The sequence below is a fragment of the Allobosea psychrotolerans genome, from assembly GCF_002917105.1.
In the GTDB taxonomy this organism is placed as follows: Bacteria; Pseudomonadota; Alphaproteobacteria; order Rhizobiales; family Beijerinckiaceae; genus Allobosea; species Allobosea psychrotolerans.
In genome coordinates this window covers 24,942-41,624 of the sequence record NZ_PQFZ01000012.1, presented here as the reverse complement: position 1 = coordinate 41,624, position 16,683 = coordinate 24,942, and the positions used below count along the sequence as shown (strand labels likewise).

Genomic DNA, 16,683 nt, shown 5'->3' with positions numbered 1-16,683 from the left:
GGCTCCGATTTGAACCTCAAATTTCTCGAAACCTTCGTCTGGGTCGCGCGATTGCGGAATTTTTCGGTCGCGGCCGACAAGCTCTGCACGACCCAGGCCGCCGTCTCGAACCGGATCGCCACCTTGGAGCGCGAGCTCGGCGTGCGCCTGTTCGAGCGCGACCTGCGCACGGTCAGCCTGACCTCGCACGGCCAGCGCGCCTTGCCCCAGGCCGAGGCGATCGTGCGCATGGTCGGCGAATTGGAGCGGCTGATCGCCGATACCGGGCAGATGCGCGGCACCGTCATGATCGGGGCGATCGACTCGATCGTCTATGCCTGGCTGCCGCGACTGATCGAACGGGTGAAGGTGGCTTACCCCAATGTCACGATCGATCTGAACGTCGACACCAGCCTCAACCTCGCTCGCCTGATCCAGGACGGTCAGATCGATCTCGGCCTGATCATGGGCCCCGTCGTGGCGCCCCATATCCGCAATATCGAGCTGTGCGTCTTCGACTGCCTCTGGATCGGCTCGCCGCGCCTTGCCTTGAAACCGGGCCGGCTCGCCATCGCCGATTTCGCTGACTACCCGATCTTCGCCTATTCCAAGGGCTCGCAGCCGCATCAATCCGTGCTGCGCGCGATCGAGCTTGCTGGACTCGATGCGGGGGCGGTGCGCGTCTTCAACTCCAACTCGCTGGCCACGATCACACGCTTGATCCGCGACGGCGTCGGTGTCGCCGTGCTGCCGCAGGTCGTGGTGCAGGAGTTCCTCGACAACGGCGAGCTGCGTGTGCTCGATGTCGACGCCAAGCTGCCGCCGCTGCATCTCCACGCCGTCTTCGCCGACAATCCCGGCAACGTTCTGCCCGCACTGATCGCCGACATGGCGGTGGAGATCGCAGCCACGCAGCCTCCCGCCTGACGGCGTCGCCCTGCCCGCAAATGCGGCAGGCGCCGACCATGCCGGTCTCATAAGCAATTCTTGTCGAGGCGAACAAGAATTTCGCGTTTGCCGCGCCTGTCCGCGTTTGGTCTGCTGCGAGACGGCCGCAACGGAGCATGACGTCGCCCGGCAACCGGGCTTCCCCGTCACGCGTCGTGCTCAAGGTCTTTGCAGGGAGAACGCCGGTGAAAGTCTCGCTCGTCCAGATGAACTCGCAGGATGACAAATCTGCGAACCTCAAAATGGCCAAGGCGCTGATCGAGAAGGTCGTCGCCGAGGAGAACCCCGATCTCGTCGTGCTGCCGGAATACTATGCCTTCCTCGACGGCAGCCCGGAGGCGATGCGCAACAGCGCCGAGACCTTCCCCAATGGCGAGAGCTACCGCCTGATGTCGGGCCTGGCCGAAAAGCACGGCATCACGCTGCATGCCGGCAGCGTCTGCGAGCGCGACGGCGACGACTATTTCAACGCCACGATCGTGTTCGGGCCGGACGGAAAGCAGATCGCGCATTACCGCAAGATCCATCTGTTCGACGTCGATGCCCCCGGCGGCGTCAGCTACCGTGAATCCAACATGGTTTCGCGCGGCAAGGACATCGTCACCTACAAGGTGGACGACACCACCGTCGGCTGCGCGATCTGCTACGACATCCGCTTCCCCGAGCTCTTCCGCAAATTGCGCGACGCCGGCGCCGACATCATCGTCCTGCCCGCCGCCTTCACGCTGATGACCGGCAAGGACCATTGGGAACTGCTGGCAAGGGCGCGCGCCTGCGAGACCCAGACCTGGTTCCTGGCGACCGGCCAGACCGGCACCCACGCCCAGGGCAAGAACGCCTGCTACGGCCATTCCATGGTGATCAACCCCTGGGGCCATATCGCAGCGCAGGCCTCCGACGGCGTCGGCACGACCAGTGCAAGGCTCGATTTCGATTACACGGCCAAGGTCCGCGCGGCCGTGCCGGTCGCCAATCACCACGTCGTCGCCTGAGCGGAAAGCCCATCATGTTCATCGTCAATCCCATGCCGGCGCAGATCTCCGCCGACCTCGTCGCCCTGCTCGAGCAATGCGAGGTCGCGACCATCGGCCATGTCCTGCATTCCGGCTTCGTCGATCGTGAAATCCGCGCGGTCCTGCCGACCAAGCGCGTCGCCGGCACCGCCGTCACCATCCGCATCCCGCACGCGGACTCGACTGCGCTGCACTACCTGACCAAGATGGTGCGGCCGGGCGATGTCGTCGTCATCGACCGCTGCGGCGACACCAAGCATGCCTGCTGGGGCGGCGTCGTGACCCATTCCATGAAACTCGCGGGCGTGACGGCGGGCGTGATCGACGGTCCGGCAACCGACTTCTCCGAGATCGTCAAGACCGACATGCCGATGTGGTGCCGCGGTCCCTCGCCGATCACCACCAAGATCCTCGGCACGGAGGGGGCGATCAACGTGCCGGTCAGCGTCGGCGGCCAGACGATCGAGCCCGGCGATGCCGTGCTTTGCGATGAAAGCGGCGTCGTCGTGCTCAAGGCCGCCACCGCCGAAGCCTATGCCCGCCGCGCGATCGAGATGCAGCAGCAGGAACTCGTGCTGCTGGAGCGCCTGCGCAAGGGCGAGAAACTGCCCGACATCTCCGGCGCAACCGCCATGGTGGAGGGCAAACTCGCCAAGGCCTGAGGGCCGAACCGACTGAACGGCCTGACGACGGGCGGATAACCGCCCGCGCATCACAAGAGAGGGGATTTCGCATGCAGACTTCGACCAAATTCGCCATTGCCGCCGCCATCGCGGCGGGGCTTTCGTCCCATTCCGCCATGGCCCAGCAGACCGTGACGCTGATGGCCTATTCCGGCCTGTTCCAGGAGCGCTACACCAAGGCGGTGGTCGAGCCGTTCATGAAGGCCAATCCCGGCATCAAGATCGAATATTTCCCGATGCCGAACTCGGCCCAGATGCTGGGCAATCTGCGCGCCCAGAAGGCCGCGCCGCAGGCCGACGTCGCGATCATGGACGTCTCGGTCTCGAAGGCCGCGACCGACGAGAAGCTGCTGGTCAAGATCGACGAGAAGACCAGCCCCAACGTCGCCGACCTGTTCTCCGCCGCGCGCATCGCCGATGTCGACGGCGTCGCAGTGACCTTCGACAACCTGGTGATGCTTTACAATTCCGACGTCGTGAAAGAGGCGCCCACGAGCTGGATGGATCTCGCCGACAAGAAATACGCCGGCAAGGTCGCGATCCCCGGCATGCCCGATATCCAGGGCCTTTCGCTCGTCCTGATCCTGGAGAAGGCGCGCGGCGGCTACAACCATATCCGCAGCGTCGACAAGGGCATCGCGGCAATGGGCGAGATCGCGCCCAACGTCCAGACCTGGGAGCCCAAGCCGGAGGTCTATCCGGTGATCATCTCCGGACAGGCGGTTATCGGAGCCGGCTGGAACGCGCGCGCCCAAGTCAATGCCGACAGCTCCAACGGCAAGCTCAAGGCCGTGCTGCCGCAGGAAGGCAGCGTCTTCCAGATCAACACGATCAACCATGTCGCCGGCGGGCCGGGCAAGGAGGCCACCGCCAAGTTCATCGATTACGCGCTCAGCCCCGAGGCACAGAAGGCCTTCACCGAGAGCATGTTCTACGCTCCCACCAACGCCAAGGCGCTGATCTCGGAGGCGGCGATCGCCCGCACCGCCGTCAAGTCGATGGACAAGGTCATTCCGGTCGACTGGATCGCTCTCGCCAAGGTCCGCGAGCCGATCATGGACCAGTGGCGCCGCAAGGTGATCCCGCTGAGCCGCTGATCGAACCGAAGGATCGCACGATCATGACCGACCGCATCACCGCCGCGGCCGCCGGCCAGGCCGGCGAGGGCTTCCTCTCGCTCAAGGGGCTGACCAAGCGTTATGGCGGCTTTGCGGCGGTCGATAATCTCGATCTCGAGGTTCCCAAGGGCGAGCTCGTCGCCTTCCTCGGCCCATCCGGCTGCGGCAAGACGACCTCGCTCAGGATGATCGCCGGCCTGGTGCCGGCGACATCGGGCCGCATCGTCGTCGGCGGGCAGGACCTGACCGAGGTCCCGACGCATCGCCGCGACATGGGCCTCGTCTTCCAGAGCTATGCGCTGTTTCCGCATATGAGCGTGGCCAGGAACGTCGCCTTCGGGCTGGAGATGCGCAAGGTCGGCAAGGACGAGATCGCCAGGCGCGTGAAGGAGGCGATCGCGCTCGTGCATCTCTCCGGCAAGGAAGAGCATCGACCGGGCCAGCTTTCGGGCGGACAGCAGCAGCGCGTGGCGCTGGCGCGCGCGCTCGTCGTGCGCCCCTCGATCCTGCTGCTCGACGAGCCGCTCTCCAATCTCGACGCGAAATTGCGCGACGAGATGCGCAACGAAATCCGCGACATCCAGAAGCGGCTCGGCATCACCGCGATCTTCGTGACGCATGATCAGGTCGAGGCCTTGACCATGTGCGACAAGGTCGTGGTCATGAATCAGGGCCGGCTCGAACAGGTCGGCACCCCGGTCGATCTCTACGAGACGCCGAGGACCGCCTTCGTCGCCGGCTTCGTCGGCCGCAGCAACCGGCTGAAGGCGACCGCCCGGGACGGCGTGGCCGAATTCGCCGGCGAAAGCTTCGCCGCGCAAGCCGGCCTCTCCGGTCCCGTCGAGATCATGGTCCGCCCGCACCGCGTCGCGCTGTCGGCAGCGGGCGCGGATGTGACGGCCGGCGACCACCGCGTTTCCGGCATCGTCGCGCGCACCATCTTCGCAGGCGACATCCTGCAATATGATGTCGACGTCGCCGGGCAGATCGTCTCGGTCGAGCTTGCGACGCGCGGCGGCGAGACCGTGCTGCAGCCGGGCGCCGCCGTGAGCCTGTCCTGGCGCCGGCAGGACGTCTTCGTCTACGGAGCCGCGGCGTGAGCGCGGCTGCCGCCATCGCGGCCCCTGCGCCGGTCTCGGACACGCGCCGCAGCGGCCTTGCGCTGGTCGTCCTGCTGATCGCGCCGATCGCGCTGGTCAATGCGCTCGGCTTCCTCGTGCCGGTGCTGAATCTGGCGCGGATGTCGTTCTATGAGGTCGAGCCGACCGGCGCGATGCGCGAGGTCTACACGCTCGCGACCTGGCTCACCGTCTTCCAGGACACGTTCTACGCCGAATTGATCCTGAACAGCATCACGGTCAGCCTCGGCATCACGCTTCTGACCCTGGTCTGCTCCTATCCGATCGCGCTTTATCTGCACCGCTCCAGCGGCACCTGGCGGACCATCCTGCTGGTGCTGGTGATCTCGCCCTTGCTGACCTCGGCGGTGGTGCGCACCTATGGCTGGATCGCGATCCTCTCCGATAGCGGGCTCGTCAACAATGCGCTCTCCGCCATCGGCATCGCGCCGCTGCGGTTGATGTTCAACAAGACCGGCGTCGTCATCGGCCTCACCGAGATCCTGATGCCCTATATGATCCTGGCGCTGCTCGCCGGCTTCGGCCGGCTCGATCCGCGCATCGAGGAAGCCGCCTCCACATTGGGCGCGCCGCCCTTCACGATCTTCCGCCGCATCATCCTGCCCTTGACGCTGCCGGGCATCGCGCTCGGCTGCCTGCTCTGCTTCGTGCTCGCGGTCTCCTCCTTCATCACGCCGAAGCTGCTTGGCGGCGGGCGCGTCTTCCTGCTCGCCACCGAGATCTACGACCAGGCGATCGTGACGCTGAACTGGCCGCTGGCCGCCACGCTCTCGATCCTGGTGCTCGTCATCTTCGGCGGCGCGCTCGTGCTCTACACCCGCGCCCTGCGCGCGATCATGTGAGGGAGGCTGATCATGGATGAACGTCCCGTCTCGCTCGCCCTGAAGCTCATGGCGCTCACGATGTTCGTGTTCCTGCTGGCGCCACTGATCGTCGTCGTGCCGATCTCGTTTTCCGGCGACAGCTACATGATGTTCCCGCCTTCGAGCTGGAGCCTGAAATGGTACCCGGCGATCTTCACTGATGGGAAGATGACCTCGGCCTTCTGGACGAGCCTGCTGCTCGCCTTCGTGGTGACGGTGCTGAGCCTGCTGATCGGACTGCCGGCGGCCTATGCGCTGGTGCGGCTCAAGCCCCGCGGCGCGGAAGCGATGAGCGCCCTGTTCACCGCGCCGCTGCTGCTGCCCACCATCGTGCTCGGCCTCGCCATCCTGATCGTGTTCTCGCGCTATGGCCTGCTCGCGACCTTCCAGGGGCTGGTCGCCGCCCATCTCGTGGTGACTTTGCCCTATGCGATCCGGGTGCTGGCGACCGCGCTTGCGACCCTGCCGATCCCGATCGAGGAGGCGGCGGCGACGCTTGGCGCATCGCCCTTCACCGTGTTCCGCCGCATCACCCTGCCGATGATGAAATCGGGGCTGATCGGCACGACGGCGCTGTGCTTCCTGGTCTCCTTCGACGAGGTCGTGCTGTCGCTGTTCATGACCGGCCCGCGCATCTCGACGCTGCCGGTGGCGATGTATCACCATGTCGAGCAGCAGGCCGACCCGCTGGTCGCGTCGCTCTCGGTCCTGCTCGTCATCCTCACCCTGCTCGTCGTGCTCGTGGTCGACCGGACCTCCGGCCTCGCCAAGACCTTCGTGAAGTGACGCGCAAATGAGCTTCGAACACATGCAGACCGCGCGACCAGGGAGGCCAGATGGTCCCCATTTCCGCTGAGACGGGCCGCTAGAGCGGCCGAACCGAACGCCATTTCCAAGACATGACCTGCTCGCCCTGGCGAGCGGGAACACCGGAGCTTTGCCTCATGCAGCAAGATATCCGCATCGCCGTCGACATCGGCGGAACCTTCACCGACATCGAGATCCTCGATGCAAGCTCCGGCGCGATCCACCAGATCAAGACGCCGAGCACGCCGGCCGATCCCTCGATCGGCCTGTTGACCGGCATCCGCCAGGCCTCCGAGCGCTTCGGCTTTCCGATGCAGGCGGTGCAATACCTGCTGCACGGCACGACGATCGCGACCAACGCCGTGCTCGAACGCAAATTGCCATTGGGCGCCATCGTCACCACGGCGGGCTTCGAGGACGTCATGCAGATCGGCCGGCATGGCCGCACCGATATCTATGCGATCACGCTCGCCCAGCCCGAGCCGCTGGTCGCGCGCCGCTTCTGCTTCGGCGTGACCGAACGTGTCAACGCAGCCGGCGAAGTCACCGTGCCGCTCGACGAGGACGGCGTGCGCCGCATCGCGATCGAGCTCGCCAGGGCCGAGGTGAAGTCGGTCGCGGTCTGCCTGCTGCACGCCTATGCCAACCCAGCTCATGAGCGCCGCATCGGCGCGCTTCTCGGCGAGTTGCTGCCGGATGTGGCAGTCACGCTCGCCTGCGACATCTCGCCGGAAATCCGCGAATATGAACGCATGTCGACGACGGCGCTCAACGCGATGCTGGTGCCGATTGTGCAGCGTTACACCGACCGGCTCGCCGGACGGCTCAAGGAGGAGATCCCCGAGGCCCAGGTCTATCTCGTGCAGTCGAATGGCGGCGTCTCCGGCCTTGCCAAGGCCGGGCGCGAGCCGGCGCGACTGCTGCTCTCAGGTCCCAGCGGCGGGGCAGCCGCGGCCAGGCGGCTCTCGGTCGAGCTCGGCGAGCCCAATCTCGTCGCCGTCGACATGGGCGGCACCTCCTTCGACGTCTCGGTCGTCCATGACGGCGAGATCTCGATGGTCAATGAAGGCGAGGTCGATGGCCTGCCGGTGCGCCTGCCGATGATCGAGATGCGCACCATCGGCGCCGGTGGCGGCTCGATCGCCTGGGTCGATGACGGCAATCGCCTGCGCATCGGCCCGCATTCGGCCGGCGCCGATCCGGGCCCAGCCTGCTACGGCAAAGGCGGCACCCGCCTGACCGTGACCGACGCCAACCTGTTGCTCGGCCGCCTCGACGGGGCGAGCTTCATGGGCGGAGCGATGCCGCTCGACCGCGAGGCCGCGCGCAAGGCGGCGCAGGAGATCGCCACCAGGCTCGAGCTCTCGATCGATCAGGTCGCGGCCGGCGTCATCGATGTCGCGAATTCAGCGCTCGCGACCGCGACGCGGCTCTCGCTCTTCGAGAAGGGCATGGATCCCGAGGATTTCGCGCTGCTCTCCTTCGGCGGCGCCGGCGGGGTACATGCCTGCGAGGTCGCCGAAGAGCTCGGCATGAACCGCGTGATCTTCCCGGCTCATGCCTCGACGCTCTCGGCCTGGGGCATTCTCTGGTCCGACATCGCCCATGATCTCAGCGCCACGCAGATCGGGCTCTTTTCCGAGCTCGCGCCGTCGCTCAGCGACAAGGCGAAGCGCCTCATCGCCGAGGCGCAGGCGCTGCTGGCCGAGGATGGTGTCGCCCCCGAAGCGCAGCGCTTCGAATGGGCCGTCGACCTGCGCTATGCCGGCCAGGCCTTCGATCTGCGCGTGCCTTTGGACGGAGCGGATTTCTCAGCCGCCGGCGTCGCCAAGGCCACTGCCGCCTTCCACGAGCTGCACCGCCAGCGCTTCTCCTATGACGAGCCGCAGGTCGCGGTCGAGATCGTGGCGCTCAGGCTGAAGGCGGTCGGCGGGTTGGCGAAACCCGTGCCCGCGCGCGGCGGCGTTCATCAAACCGAGGCCTCGACCCGCAGCCGGCCCGTCCATGGCCGCCACGGCGCGGCCGCGACGCCGGTCTGGGACCGTGATGCGATCAGCGCCAGCCAGCCCCTCGCCGGCCCCGCCATCGTCGAGGAACCCTATACCTCGGTCTATCTGCCAGCCGGCTGGACGATCCTCACCCACGCATCGGGCGCGCTGGTCGCCGACCGCAGCGCCAGCCATTGAGGTCTGAAATCATGAGCGATCTTCAATACGGCATCGACCCGATCCGCCTCGAAGTGATCCGCAATGCGCTCGTCGCGGCGTCCGAAGAGATGAGCATCACGATCTGGCGCACCAGCCGCTCGACCGTAGTGCGCGAGATCCTCGATTTCTCGACCGCCGTCTTCGACGCGCAGGGCAACAACATCGCCCAATCCGCGCGCATTCCGGTCCATCTCAACTCGATGTCGGACTGCCTGCGCACGATCCTCGACCGCTTCATCCCGTTGGAGCAGTGGAATGACGGCGACGTCATCGTCACCAATGATCCCTATTCCGGCGGCCAGCACCTGCCCGATATCCAGACCTTCCGGCCGGTCTTCGTCGATGGCAGGCGCGTCGCCATCGTCGGCACGCTCTGCCACCATGTCGATGTCGGCGGCGGCGCGGCCGGCAGCTATTATGCGGGCGCGACCGAAATCTTCCATGAAGGCATCCGCATCCCGCCGCTCAGGCTCGTCGACAGGGGCGTGCTGAACAGCGGCGTCTTCGAGATGCTGCTGCACAATGTCCGCCAGCCCGACGAGACCCGCGGCGACCTCAACGCCCAGATCGCCGCACTCGGCATCGGCGAGCGCGCGGTCGCACGCATGGCGAAGAAATATGGCTCAGACCCACTCGCTGCGGCGATGGCAGCGATCCTCGACGGCTCGGAGCGGATGATGCGGGCCGCGCTGACGGCGCTGCCGGATGGCGAGGCCTCTTTCGTCGAACTGGTCGATGATGACGGCCAGTCGGACGAACCGATCCGCCTCCAGGTCAAGATCACCAAGACGGGCGAGACGATCGCACTCGACTTCGCCGGCTCCAGCCCCCAGGTCCGCGGCCCCGTCAACAACACGCCGGCGATGACCTGCTCGGCGGTGTATTATGCGCTGCTCGCAGCGCTGGGGGGCGACATCCCCGCCAATTCCGGCTGCTACCGCGCCGTAACCGTGACACTGCCCGAAGGCAGCGTCGTCAATGCCGCCTTCCCCGCGCCGGTCGCGGGTCGCATGGTCGTCAACCACCGCATCGCGACAGCCGTGTTCGGCGCGCTGGCGCAGATCGTGCCCGAGCGCATCCCGGCGGCCTATTATGCGATTTCCTATGTCTACGCGCTGCAGACGACCAACCCGGCCGGCAAGCGCCAGGTCTATTTCGACATCGAGGTCGGCGGCTGGGGCGGCCATGCCAGGGGCGACGGCGCCAGCGCCCTGTCCTGCGGTCTGCACAACAACACCAATGCGCCGATCGAGATGGTCGAGGCGAAATATCCGGTGACCTTTACGAAATATGGGCTGATCCCGGATTCCGGCGGCGCCGGCCAGTTCCGCGGCGGCCTGGGCCTGGTGCGCGAATGGCGGCTCGATGCGGCGGAAGGCTCGCTCTCGACCAATTTCGAGCGCTTCCGGCACGCGCCCTATGGCATCCAGGGCGGCGAGCCCGGCTCGCTCAGCCGCACCACGGTGACCCGCGCCGACGGCTCGCAGCTCTCCTTGCGCTCGAAAGTCTCCGGCATTCCGCTGACGGCCGGCGACATCGTCACCATCGAGACCTCCGGCGGCGGCGGCTTCGGCGACCCGCGGAAGCGTGACCCGCAGCGCCTCGCCAAGGATCTCGCCGACGGCATGGTCAGCCCGCAACAGGCAGCCGCGCTCTACGGCGCCGAGATCGAGACGGGAGCCGCGGCATGAGCGCTCATCAGCCAGCGGACGGCGTTCCGCTCAGCCTCGCGCAGGTCGAGACGCTAACGCGGCGGGCCTTGCTCGCCTGCGGCGTCGACCCGCGCAACGAAGCTGCGATCACGGCCTCCGTGGTCGCGGCCGAGGCCGAGGGCATCCACAGCCATGGCCTTGCCCGGCTGCCGACCTATTGCGAGCATGCCAGGGTCGGCAAGATCGACGGCCGGGCAAGACCGGTGCTCGACAGCCCCAAGCCCGGCCTGGTCCGCGTCGACGCCAAGGGCGGCTTCGCCCATCCGGCGATCGATTTCGGTTTGCCGGCGCTGTGCGAGGCGGCGAAAGCCCAGGGCATCGCGGCGCTGGCAGTGACCAATTCCTATAATTGCGGCGTCGTCGGCTACCATGTCGAGCGCATCGCCAGGGAGGGCCTGCTGGCGCTCGGCTTCGTCAATGCACCGGCCTCGATCGCGCCGATGGGCGGCACCAGGCCGGTCTTCGGCACCAACCCGATCGCCATCGCCGTGCCCCGTGCCGGCCGCGATCCGCTCGTGCTCGATCAATCCTCGAGCGTCGTCGCCAAGAGCGAGATCGTCGTGCATCAGCAGCGCGGCGAGCCGATCCCACTCGGCTGGGCGCTCGACAAAGACGGCAACCCGACGACGGATCCTAAGGCGGCGCTGGCGGGCGGCACCATGGTGCCGGCAGGAGGCTACAAGGGCGCGGGGCTTGCCCTCATCGTCGAGATCTTCGCCGCCTGGCTGACCGGCGCCAATCTCTCGATCGACGCCTCCTCCTTCGCCGACAATCTCGGCGGCTCGCCGCGTACGGGCCAATGCTTCATCGCGATCGATTTCGGGGCGCTGACGGAGGACGGCGCATCGGACCGGCTGGAGCGCCTGTTTAGCGCAATCACCGGGCAGGAGGGCGCGCGGCTCCCCGGCGAGAGGCGCCATGGCGCACGCCGGCGCAGCGCGCGCGATGGCGTCGTGATCTCGCGCAAGCTGTTCGAGACGATCGAGGCCTATGCGGGAGCGGCCTGAACATGCTCCAGCCGCATCGGTCTCCAACGCCGCAGCACGCCTCAGTCGCCCTCGCCCAACCCATAACCCGGCAGGCGCGAGACGACGCCGACGATCGGGCGCAGATGCTGCTCCAGCACCGCGCGCGCCTGCGCCTCGTCGCCCGCCTGCAAGGCTGTGAGCAAGGCGCGATGCTCGATCCGGATGCGATCGACCCGGTTGGGGTCGACACTCATCGCCGTCATCGCGACACGCTGCTGCCGCGAGCCGAGCGACTGATAAAGCTCGGACAACACCTCGTTGCCGAGCGCGCCGACCATGGTGAAATGGAAGCGCCGGTTGAGCTCGACGCGCGGGAAATGATCGTTGTTGGGAATCGCATCCATCTGATCCAGGATCGTCGCCATCTCGACCGGGACGGGAATCTTCTGCTGGCAGATTCGGGCGACGGCATAGCCTTCGATCATGCGCCTGGTCTCGTAGAGGTCGACAAGCTCCTGCGCCGTCACCTGCCGGACGAGCGCGCCCCGGCGCGGCAGCAGGTCGATGAAGCGCTCGGCCTCCAATCGGTGAAACGCCTCGCGGACGGGCGTGCGCGACACCTTCATCGCGGACGAGATCTGCTCCTCCTCGATGAAGGAGCCGCCGGCAAAATGCCCGCGCAGGATCTCTTCCCGGACATAGAGATAGACCCGCTCCCGAGCGGGCTTCGCGATCGACGGCTGCGCCTGGCGCGGCTTCATGGTTCCATCCGTTTGCAGCATGCGGCCGCGCCTCATAGCGAGCGAGGTCGTAGACATCAAAACATCCGCCACGTATACATGAGGCATCATGAAATTGCACGACGAGCGGAAAGACCGAATGGAGGCTTGCGCGCAGCCTGGACTGGCGCAGGATGCGCCAGCTCGGGCCGCCGGGCGCAGGGCACCATGATGGCGCTTTTCTTGCTCAGCGCGGCGACGCCCGAAACCGGCGCCGAATGCGGCCCGAAGCAAAGGATCAGCGCATGACGATCTCCCGCCGCACCGTCCTTGGAGCAGGCCTCGCAGCGCCGCTGCTGGCATCGCCTCTGCTCTCCCGGCCTGCGGCGGCGCAGCGCGCCAACGGCATTCTGCGCTTCGGCCTCTCGGCCTTTCCGCCGAACCTCCAGCCCTGGGTCTCGACCGGCGCATCGGCCGGCACGGTCAAGATGCTGACGCATCGCAGCCTGGTCACCTATGACAGCAAGGGCGAATTGCGCGGCGAATTGGCGGAATCCTGGGCGATCGACGGCAGCGGCGCCTGGGTCTTCAAGCTGCGCCAGGGCTGCCTGTTCCATAATGGCGAGCCGGTCACCGCCGAGGACGTGAAGTGGTCGATCGAGCAGATCGCCGGCGAGAAATCGACCGCCTATATGCGCTCCCAGTTCCAGGGCATCGAGCGGGTCGAAATCCCCGACCCGCGCAGCATCCGCATCGTCACCAAGGAACCCCAGGCGACGCTGCCGACCTGGTTTGCCAACTACAACACCTTCATCATCTGGCGAAACTCGACGGCCAATGAGCCGATCGGCGCCGGCCCCTTCCGGCTCGCCGGGCAGGAGCGCGGCAGCTCGCTCAGCCTCGTGGCCTTCGACAAGTTCTACAAGCCCGGCTTCCCCAAGCTGAAGGGCATCAAGTTCATCGTCTATGCCGACGAGAACCTGCGCAACGCCGCGCTGCAGTCCGGCGATGTCGACATGATCGAATATGTGCCGTGGCAGTCGATGGCCGCGGTCGAGGCCGATCAGCGCCTCAAGCTCGATACTGTCGAAGGGCCGTTCATGGACGTGCTCTTCAACGGTACGAAGCCGCCCTTCAACGATGCGCGCGTGCGCCGCGCCGTCGCCCACGCGATCAAGCGCGAGGATATCGTCAAGGTCGCCTTTTTCGGCCGCGGCAAGCCGCTCGAAGGCCTGCCGATCGTCGAGGGCACGCCCTGGTACGACAAGGAGCTGGCGCATGGCTGGAACTACGACCCCGCCCGGGCCAAGGCGCTGCTGACCGAGGCGGGCTATGCCAATGGCTTCCAGACCACGCTGCTCTCGACCGCGCAGTTCGGCATGCACAAGGACACCGCCGAGGTCGCGCAGCAGCATCTGGCGGCGATCGGCATCCAGTGCGAATTGCAGCTGCCGGACTGGTCGACCCGTGTCTCCAGAGGCTCGCGCGGCCAGTACGACATGGCGATCCACGGCGTCTCCGCCGACAACAACGACCCGGACGGGCTGACCGTGGTGCTCGACACCTCGCTCTCGCCGACCCATGGCCGCTCCTTCAAGGTCGACGCGCCGCGCACCGTCGCCGCCCTGGCGAAGGGCCGCGCCGAATTCGACCAGGCCAAGCGCGTCGCGATCTACAAGGAGATGCAGCGCGCCGCATTGGAGGAAGTGCCGCTCGTCGGTCTTGCCTGGCGCGAGCAGGGCTATGGCATGGACAAGGGCGTCAAGGGCTTCACCAACCTGCCTGGCGCGCTGACGACGTCGTCCGGCGGCATGCTCGAAGAGACCTTCTTCGGATGAGCGCTGTCTGGTTCGCACACCGCATCCTGATCGCGCTGGTCCTGGCCTGGATCGTCGCGACGATCGTCTTCATGGCGCTGCACATGGTGCCGGGAGATCCCGCCGAGCTCCTGCTTTCGACCGGCGGCACCTCGCCCGACCCCGCGACCGTCGCGGAACTGCGCGAGAAGCTCGGGCTCAACCAGCCCATCCTGGTGCAATATGGCAGCTTTCTCGGCGGCTTGCTCAGGGGCGATCTCGGCACTTCGCTCGTCGACGATTATCCGGTGCTGAGCGAGATCGCGCTCAGGCTGCCGCGCACGCTGGAGCTGATCTTCGCCGGGACGCTGCTTGCGATCGCGATCGGCGTGCCGGCCGGCGTCTATGCGGCGCTGCATCGCGGCGGCCGGTTCGACCGGATCGCGTCGGGCGTCACCGCCCTGCTGCTGGCGATACCGGTCTTCGTGGTCGGCACGCTGCTCGTGCTGCTGTTCGCGCAGACCCTGCGCCTGATGCCGGCCGGTGGTTTCACGCCGCTGACGCAGGACCCCGTCCTGCATCTAAAGCTCCTGACCTTGCCGGCGATCGCCATCGGCAAGGGGCTGGCCGCCGTGCTGTTCAGGATGACGCGGGCCTCGATGCTCGACGCGCTGGCCAATGACTATGTCCGCACCGCACGCGCCAAGGGCCTCGCGCCCGTACGCGTGCTCTTCGTCCATGTGCTGCGCAACGCGCTGAACCCGGTCGTCACCGTGCTCGGCCTGCAGATGGGCACCTTGCTGGGGGGCACCGTTCTGGTCGAATATGTCTTCAACTGGCCAGGCCTCTCGACGCCGCTGCTGCGCGCGGTCGAGGCGCGCGACTACCCGATGGTGGTCGGCATCGTCCTGACGATCTCGGTGCTGTTCCTGCTGATCAACCTGATCGTGGAGCTGATCCACGCCGCCCTCGATCCCCGGGTCAGCGCACCATGAAGCGTCTCTGGTTCCCCGGCGCCTTCGTCGCGCTGATCATCCTCATCGCCATCGCCGCGCCCGTGCTCGGCCTGCCCGATCCGGTGCGGCAGGACATCGCCCGGCGACTGGCGGGACCGACCGCGACCTCCTGGCTCGGCCGCGACGAATTCGGCCGCGACGTGCTCTCCCGCCTGATCTGGGGCGCCCGCACCAGCCTGGGCGTCGCCTTCGCTTCGGCGCTGACGGCGGGCCTGATCGGCGTCGTGCTCGGCCTGATCGGCGGCTGGTCGCGCGGCACCGCGGCCTTCCTGTCGGTGCGCAGCATGGACATCATCCTGTGCTTCCCGCCGGTGCTGCTGGCGCTGCTCGTGGTGACCTTGCTCGGACCGGGCGCGGCGACGCTGATCCTCGTCCTCTCCGTGCTGTATCTGCCCGGCTTCGCGCGCGTGACCTATTCCGAAGTGCTCTCGGTGCGCGGGCGCGACTATGTCGAGGCGACGCGCGCGCTCGGCGGGCGCACCTGGTACATCCTGCTGCGCACGGTGCTGCCCAATATCGCCGGGCCGATCCTGGTGCAGTTGTCGCTGGCGGTCGCCGCCGCCGTGGTGCTCGAGAGCGGCCTGTCCTTCCTGGGTCTCGGCGTTGTGCCGCCGGCTCCGTCCTGGGGCCTGATGATCCGGGGCGCGCGCGCCACCATGGAGCAGGCGCCGCTGCTCCTGGTCTGGCCCTGCGCCGCGCTGACGCTGACGATCCTCGCCATGAACCTGCTCTGCGACGCGCTGCGCGACGCTGTCGATCCACGCACGTCGGGACGCTGACCCGCCGCGATCTCTTTACCACCAGCCTCGACACAGGAACCCGACCCATGGCTGCAAAGACCGATCCGCTCGTCCATATGGGCACGATCTCCGGCGGAGAAGCCCGCGAGATCCTGAAGACCAATCCGGTGATCCTGCTGCCGATGGGCAGCCATGAGGATCAGGGCCCGCATGCGCCGATGGGGGATTATCTGCTGGCCGAGAAGATCGCCGAGCTCGCCGCCATCCGCGCCACCAAGGCCGGCACGCGCACGCTCGTCGCCCCGGTCCTGCCCTTCGGCGGCGCCGACTGGTTCGGCTCGATGACCGGCGGCATCGCCATCTCGCAGGCGACACTGACCACCGTCATCGCCGAGATGGTCGACTCACTGCATCGCAATGGCCTGACCCGCATCATCGTCATCAACGGCCATGGCGGCAATGTCGGGCCGATCGGCGAGGTCGCGCGCGAGCTCTATCTGCGCGAGCAGATCGTACTGCCGAGCCTCTATCTCTGGCGCATCGGCTACGGCCTGCTGCCCTCGATCGTCGGCGCCGAGAAGGCAGCCGCCGTCTCCGGCCATGGCGCCGACCCGCTGACCTCGATCGGCCTGCATCTCTTCCCCGAACTGATCCGCAAGGATTTGATCCCGGAGGGCAAGCCGCTGAAGCGCGACCCCATCCTCGACCTGCCCTTCACGGGACTCGGCACCGCCAGCTTCGAGGGCGCGGAAGTCGCGATGCCCAACGAATATGACGAGGTCTACAATCTTGGCGTCGCCAAGGGCGATCCTAAGCTGTGCTCGGCCGAGACCGGCGCTGCATTGACCGAGAAGCTGACCGAGATCTGCGCCCGCTTCATCGCGCATTTCGCCAGCAAGATCGAAGCCTGAGCTTCCGTTTCCGCTGAGGACCGGCGGCGCATCGGCGCCGCCGGCCAATAATCCCCGCAGGAGG

The 16,683-nt window shown here is 66.9% G+C and carries 15 protein-coding genes; 14 read left to right on the top strand and 1 reads right to left on the bottom strand.

Translation table 11 applies throughout. The features are described from left to right. The first annotated feature begins 9 nt into the window (after positions 1 to 9). The 10 genes from CYD53_RS19195 to CYD53_RS19150 all read left to right on the top strand — a co-directional run bounded on the left by CYD53_RS19195 (position 10) and on the right by CYD53_RS19150 (position 11,476). The gene (locus CYD53_RS19195) at positions 10 to 906 is read left to right on the top strand and encodes a LysR family transcriptional regulator (RefSeq protein WP_103719695.1); all 897 of its coding nucleotides are present in this window, start codon (positions 10 to 12) and stop codon (positions 904 to 906) included. 206 nt (positions 907 to 1,112) lie between these two features. Beyond that, entirely contained in the window at positions 1,113 to 1,919 is an 807-nt protein-coding gene (locus CYD53_RS19190; protein WP_092174447.1) for a carbon-nitrogen hydrolase family protein, read from the top strand. Positions 1,920 to 1,933: 14 nt separating this feature from the next. Beyond that, the gene (locus CYD53_RS19185) at positions 1,934 to 2,602 is read left to right on the top strand and encodes an RraA family protein (protein ID WP_103719694.1); all 669 of its coding nucleotides are present in this window, start codon (positions 1,934 to 1,936) and stop codon (positions 2,600 to 2,602) included. A 71-nt stretch (positions 2,603 to 2,673) separates the two neighbouring features. Then, positions 2,674 to 3,720 (top strand): ABC transporter substrate-binding protein, encoded by a 1,047-nt coding sequence (locus CYD53_RS19180; RefSeq protein ID WP_103719693.1) that lies wholly within the window; start codon positions 2,674 to 2,676, stop codon positions 3,718 to 3,720. Between the two features lie 23 nt (positions 3,721 to 3,743). Then, complete coding sequence (locus CYD53_RS19175) at positions 3,744 to 4,841, top strand: ABC transporter ATP-binding protein (RefSeq protein ID WP_103719795.1); 1,098 nt, start codon at positions 3,744 to 3,746, stop codon at positions 4,839 to 4,841. Further along, complete coding sequence (locus CYD53_RS19170; RefSeq protein WP_425428320.1) at positions 4,838 to 5,722, top strand: ABC transporter permease; 885 nt, start codon at positions 4,838 to 4,840, stop codon at positions 5,720 to 5,722. The genes CYD53_RS19175 and CYD53_RS19170 overlap by 4 nt, the downstream gene beginning before the upstream one ends. 12 nt (positions 5,723 to 5,734) lie before the next feature. After that, on the top strand, positions 5,735 to 6,529 hold the full coding sequence (locus CYD53_RS19165) for an ABC transporter permease (protein ID WP_103719692.1): 795 nt from the start codon (positions 5,735 to 5,737) through the stop codon (positions 6,527 to 6,529). A 158-nt stretch (positions 6,530 to 6,687) separates the two neighbouring features. Beyond that, positions 6,688 to 8,736, top strand: coding sequence for a hydantoinase/oxoprolinase family protein (locus CYD53_RS19160; protein WP_103719691.1), 2,049 nt, complete (start codon positions 6,688 to 6,690; stop codon positions 8,734 to 8,736). An 11-nt stretch (positions 8,737 to 8,747) separates the two neighbouring features. Beyond that, complete coding sequence (locus tag CYD53_RS19155; RefSeq protein WP_103719690.1) at positions 8,748 to 10,448, top strand: hydantoinase B/oxoprolinase family protein; 1,701 nt, start codon at positions 8,748 to 8,750, stop codon at positions 10,446 to 10,448. Next, complete coding sequence (locus CYD53_RS19150) at positions 10,445 to 11,476, top strand: Ldh family oxidoreductase (RefSeq protein ID WP_103719689.1); 1,032 nt, start codon at positions 10,445 to 10,447, stop codon at positions 11,474 to 11,476. Before CYD53_RS19155 ends, CYD53_RS19150 begins: the two co-directional genes overlap by 4 nt. A gap of 41 nt (positions 11,477 to 11,517) precedes the next feature. On the opposite strand, the gene CYD53_RS19145 is transcribed toward CYD53_RS19150, so the two are convergent. Then, the gene (locus CYD53_RS19145; RefSeq protein ID WP_103719793.1) at positions 11,518 to 12,198 is read right to left on the bottom strand and encodes a GntR family transcriptional regulator; all 681 of its coding nucleotides are present in this window, start codon (positions 12,196 to 12,198) and stop codon (positions 11,518 to 11,520) included. Positions 12,199 to 12,461: 263 nt separating this feature from the next. Here CYD53_RS19145 and CYD53_RS19140 point away from each other — a divergent pair, with 263 nt between their 5' ends. Genes CYD53_RS19140 through CYD53_RS19125 form a run of 4 tightly spaced genes read left to right on the top strand, consistent with a single transcriptional unit; the run spans position 12,462 to position 16,619 of the window. Further along, positions 12,462 to 13,994 carry an ABC transporter substrate-binding protein gene (locus CYD53_RS19140; protein ID WP_103719688.1) on the top strand — a complete coding sequence of 511 codons (1,533 nt, stop codon included), beginning with the start codon at positions 12,462 to 12,464 and terminating at the stop codon, positions 13,992 to 13,994. Next, the gene (locus CYD53_RS19135) at positions 13,991 to 14,947 is read left to right on the top strand and encodes an ABC transporter permease (RefSeq protein ID WP_103719687.1); all 957 of its coding nucleotides are present in this window, start codon (positions 13,991 to 13,993) and stop codon (positions 14,945 to 14,947) included. The genes CYD53_RS19140 and CYD53_RS19135 overlap by 4 nt, the downstream gene beginning before the upstream one ends. Continuing rightward, positions 14,944 to 15,747, top strand: coding sequence for an ABC transporter permease (locus CYD53_RS19130; RefSeq protein WP_103719686.1), 804 nt, complete (start codon positions 14,944 to 14,946; stop codon positions 15,745 to 15,747). The genes CYD53_RS19135 and CYD53_RS19130 overlap by 4 nt, the downstream gene beginning before the upstream one ends. Before the next feature lie 47 nt (positions 15,748 to 15,794). After that, the gene (locus tag CYD53_RS19125) at positions 15,795 to 16,619 is read left to right on the top strand and encodes a creatininase family protein (protein WP_069689461.1); all 825 of its coding nucleotides are present in this window, start codon (positions 15,795 to 15,797) and stop codon (positions 16,617 to 16,619) included. Positions 16,620 to 16,683: the final 64 nt, after the last annotated feature.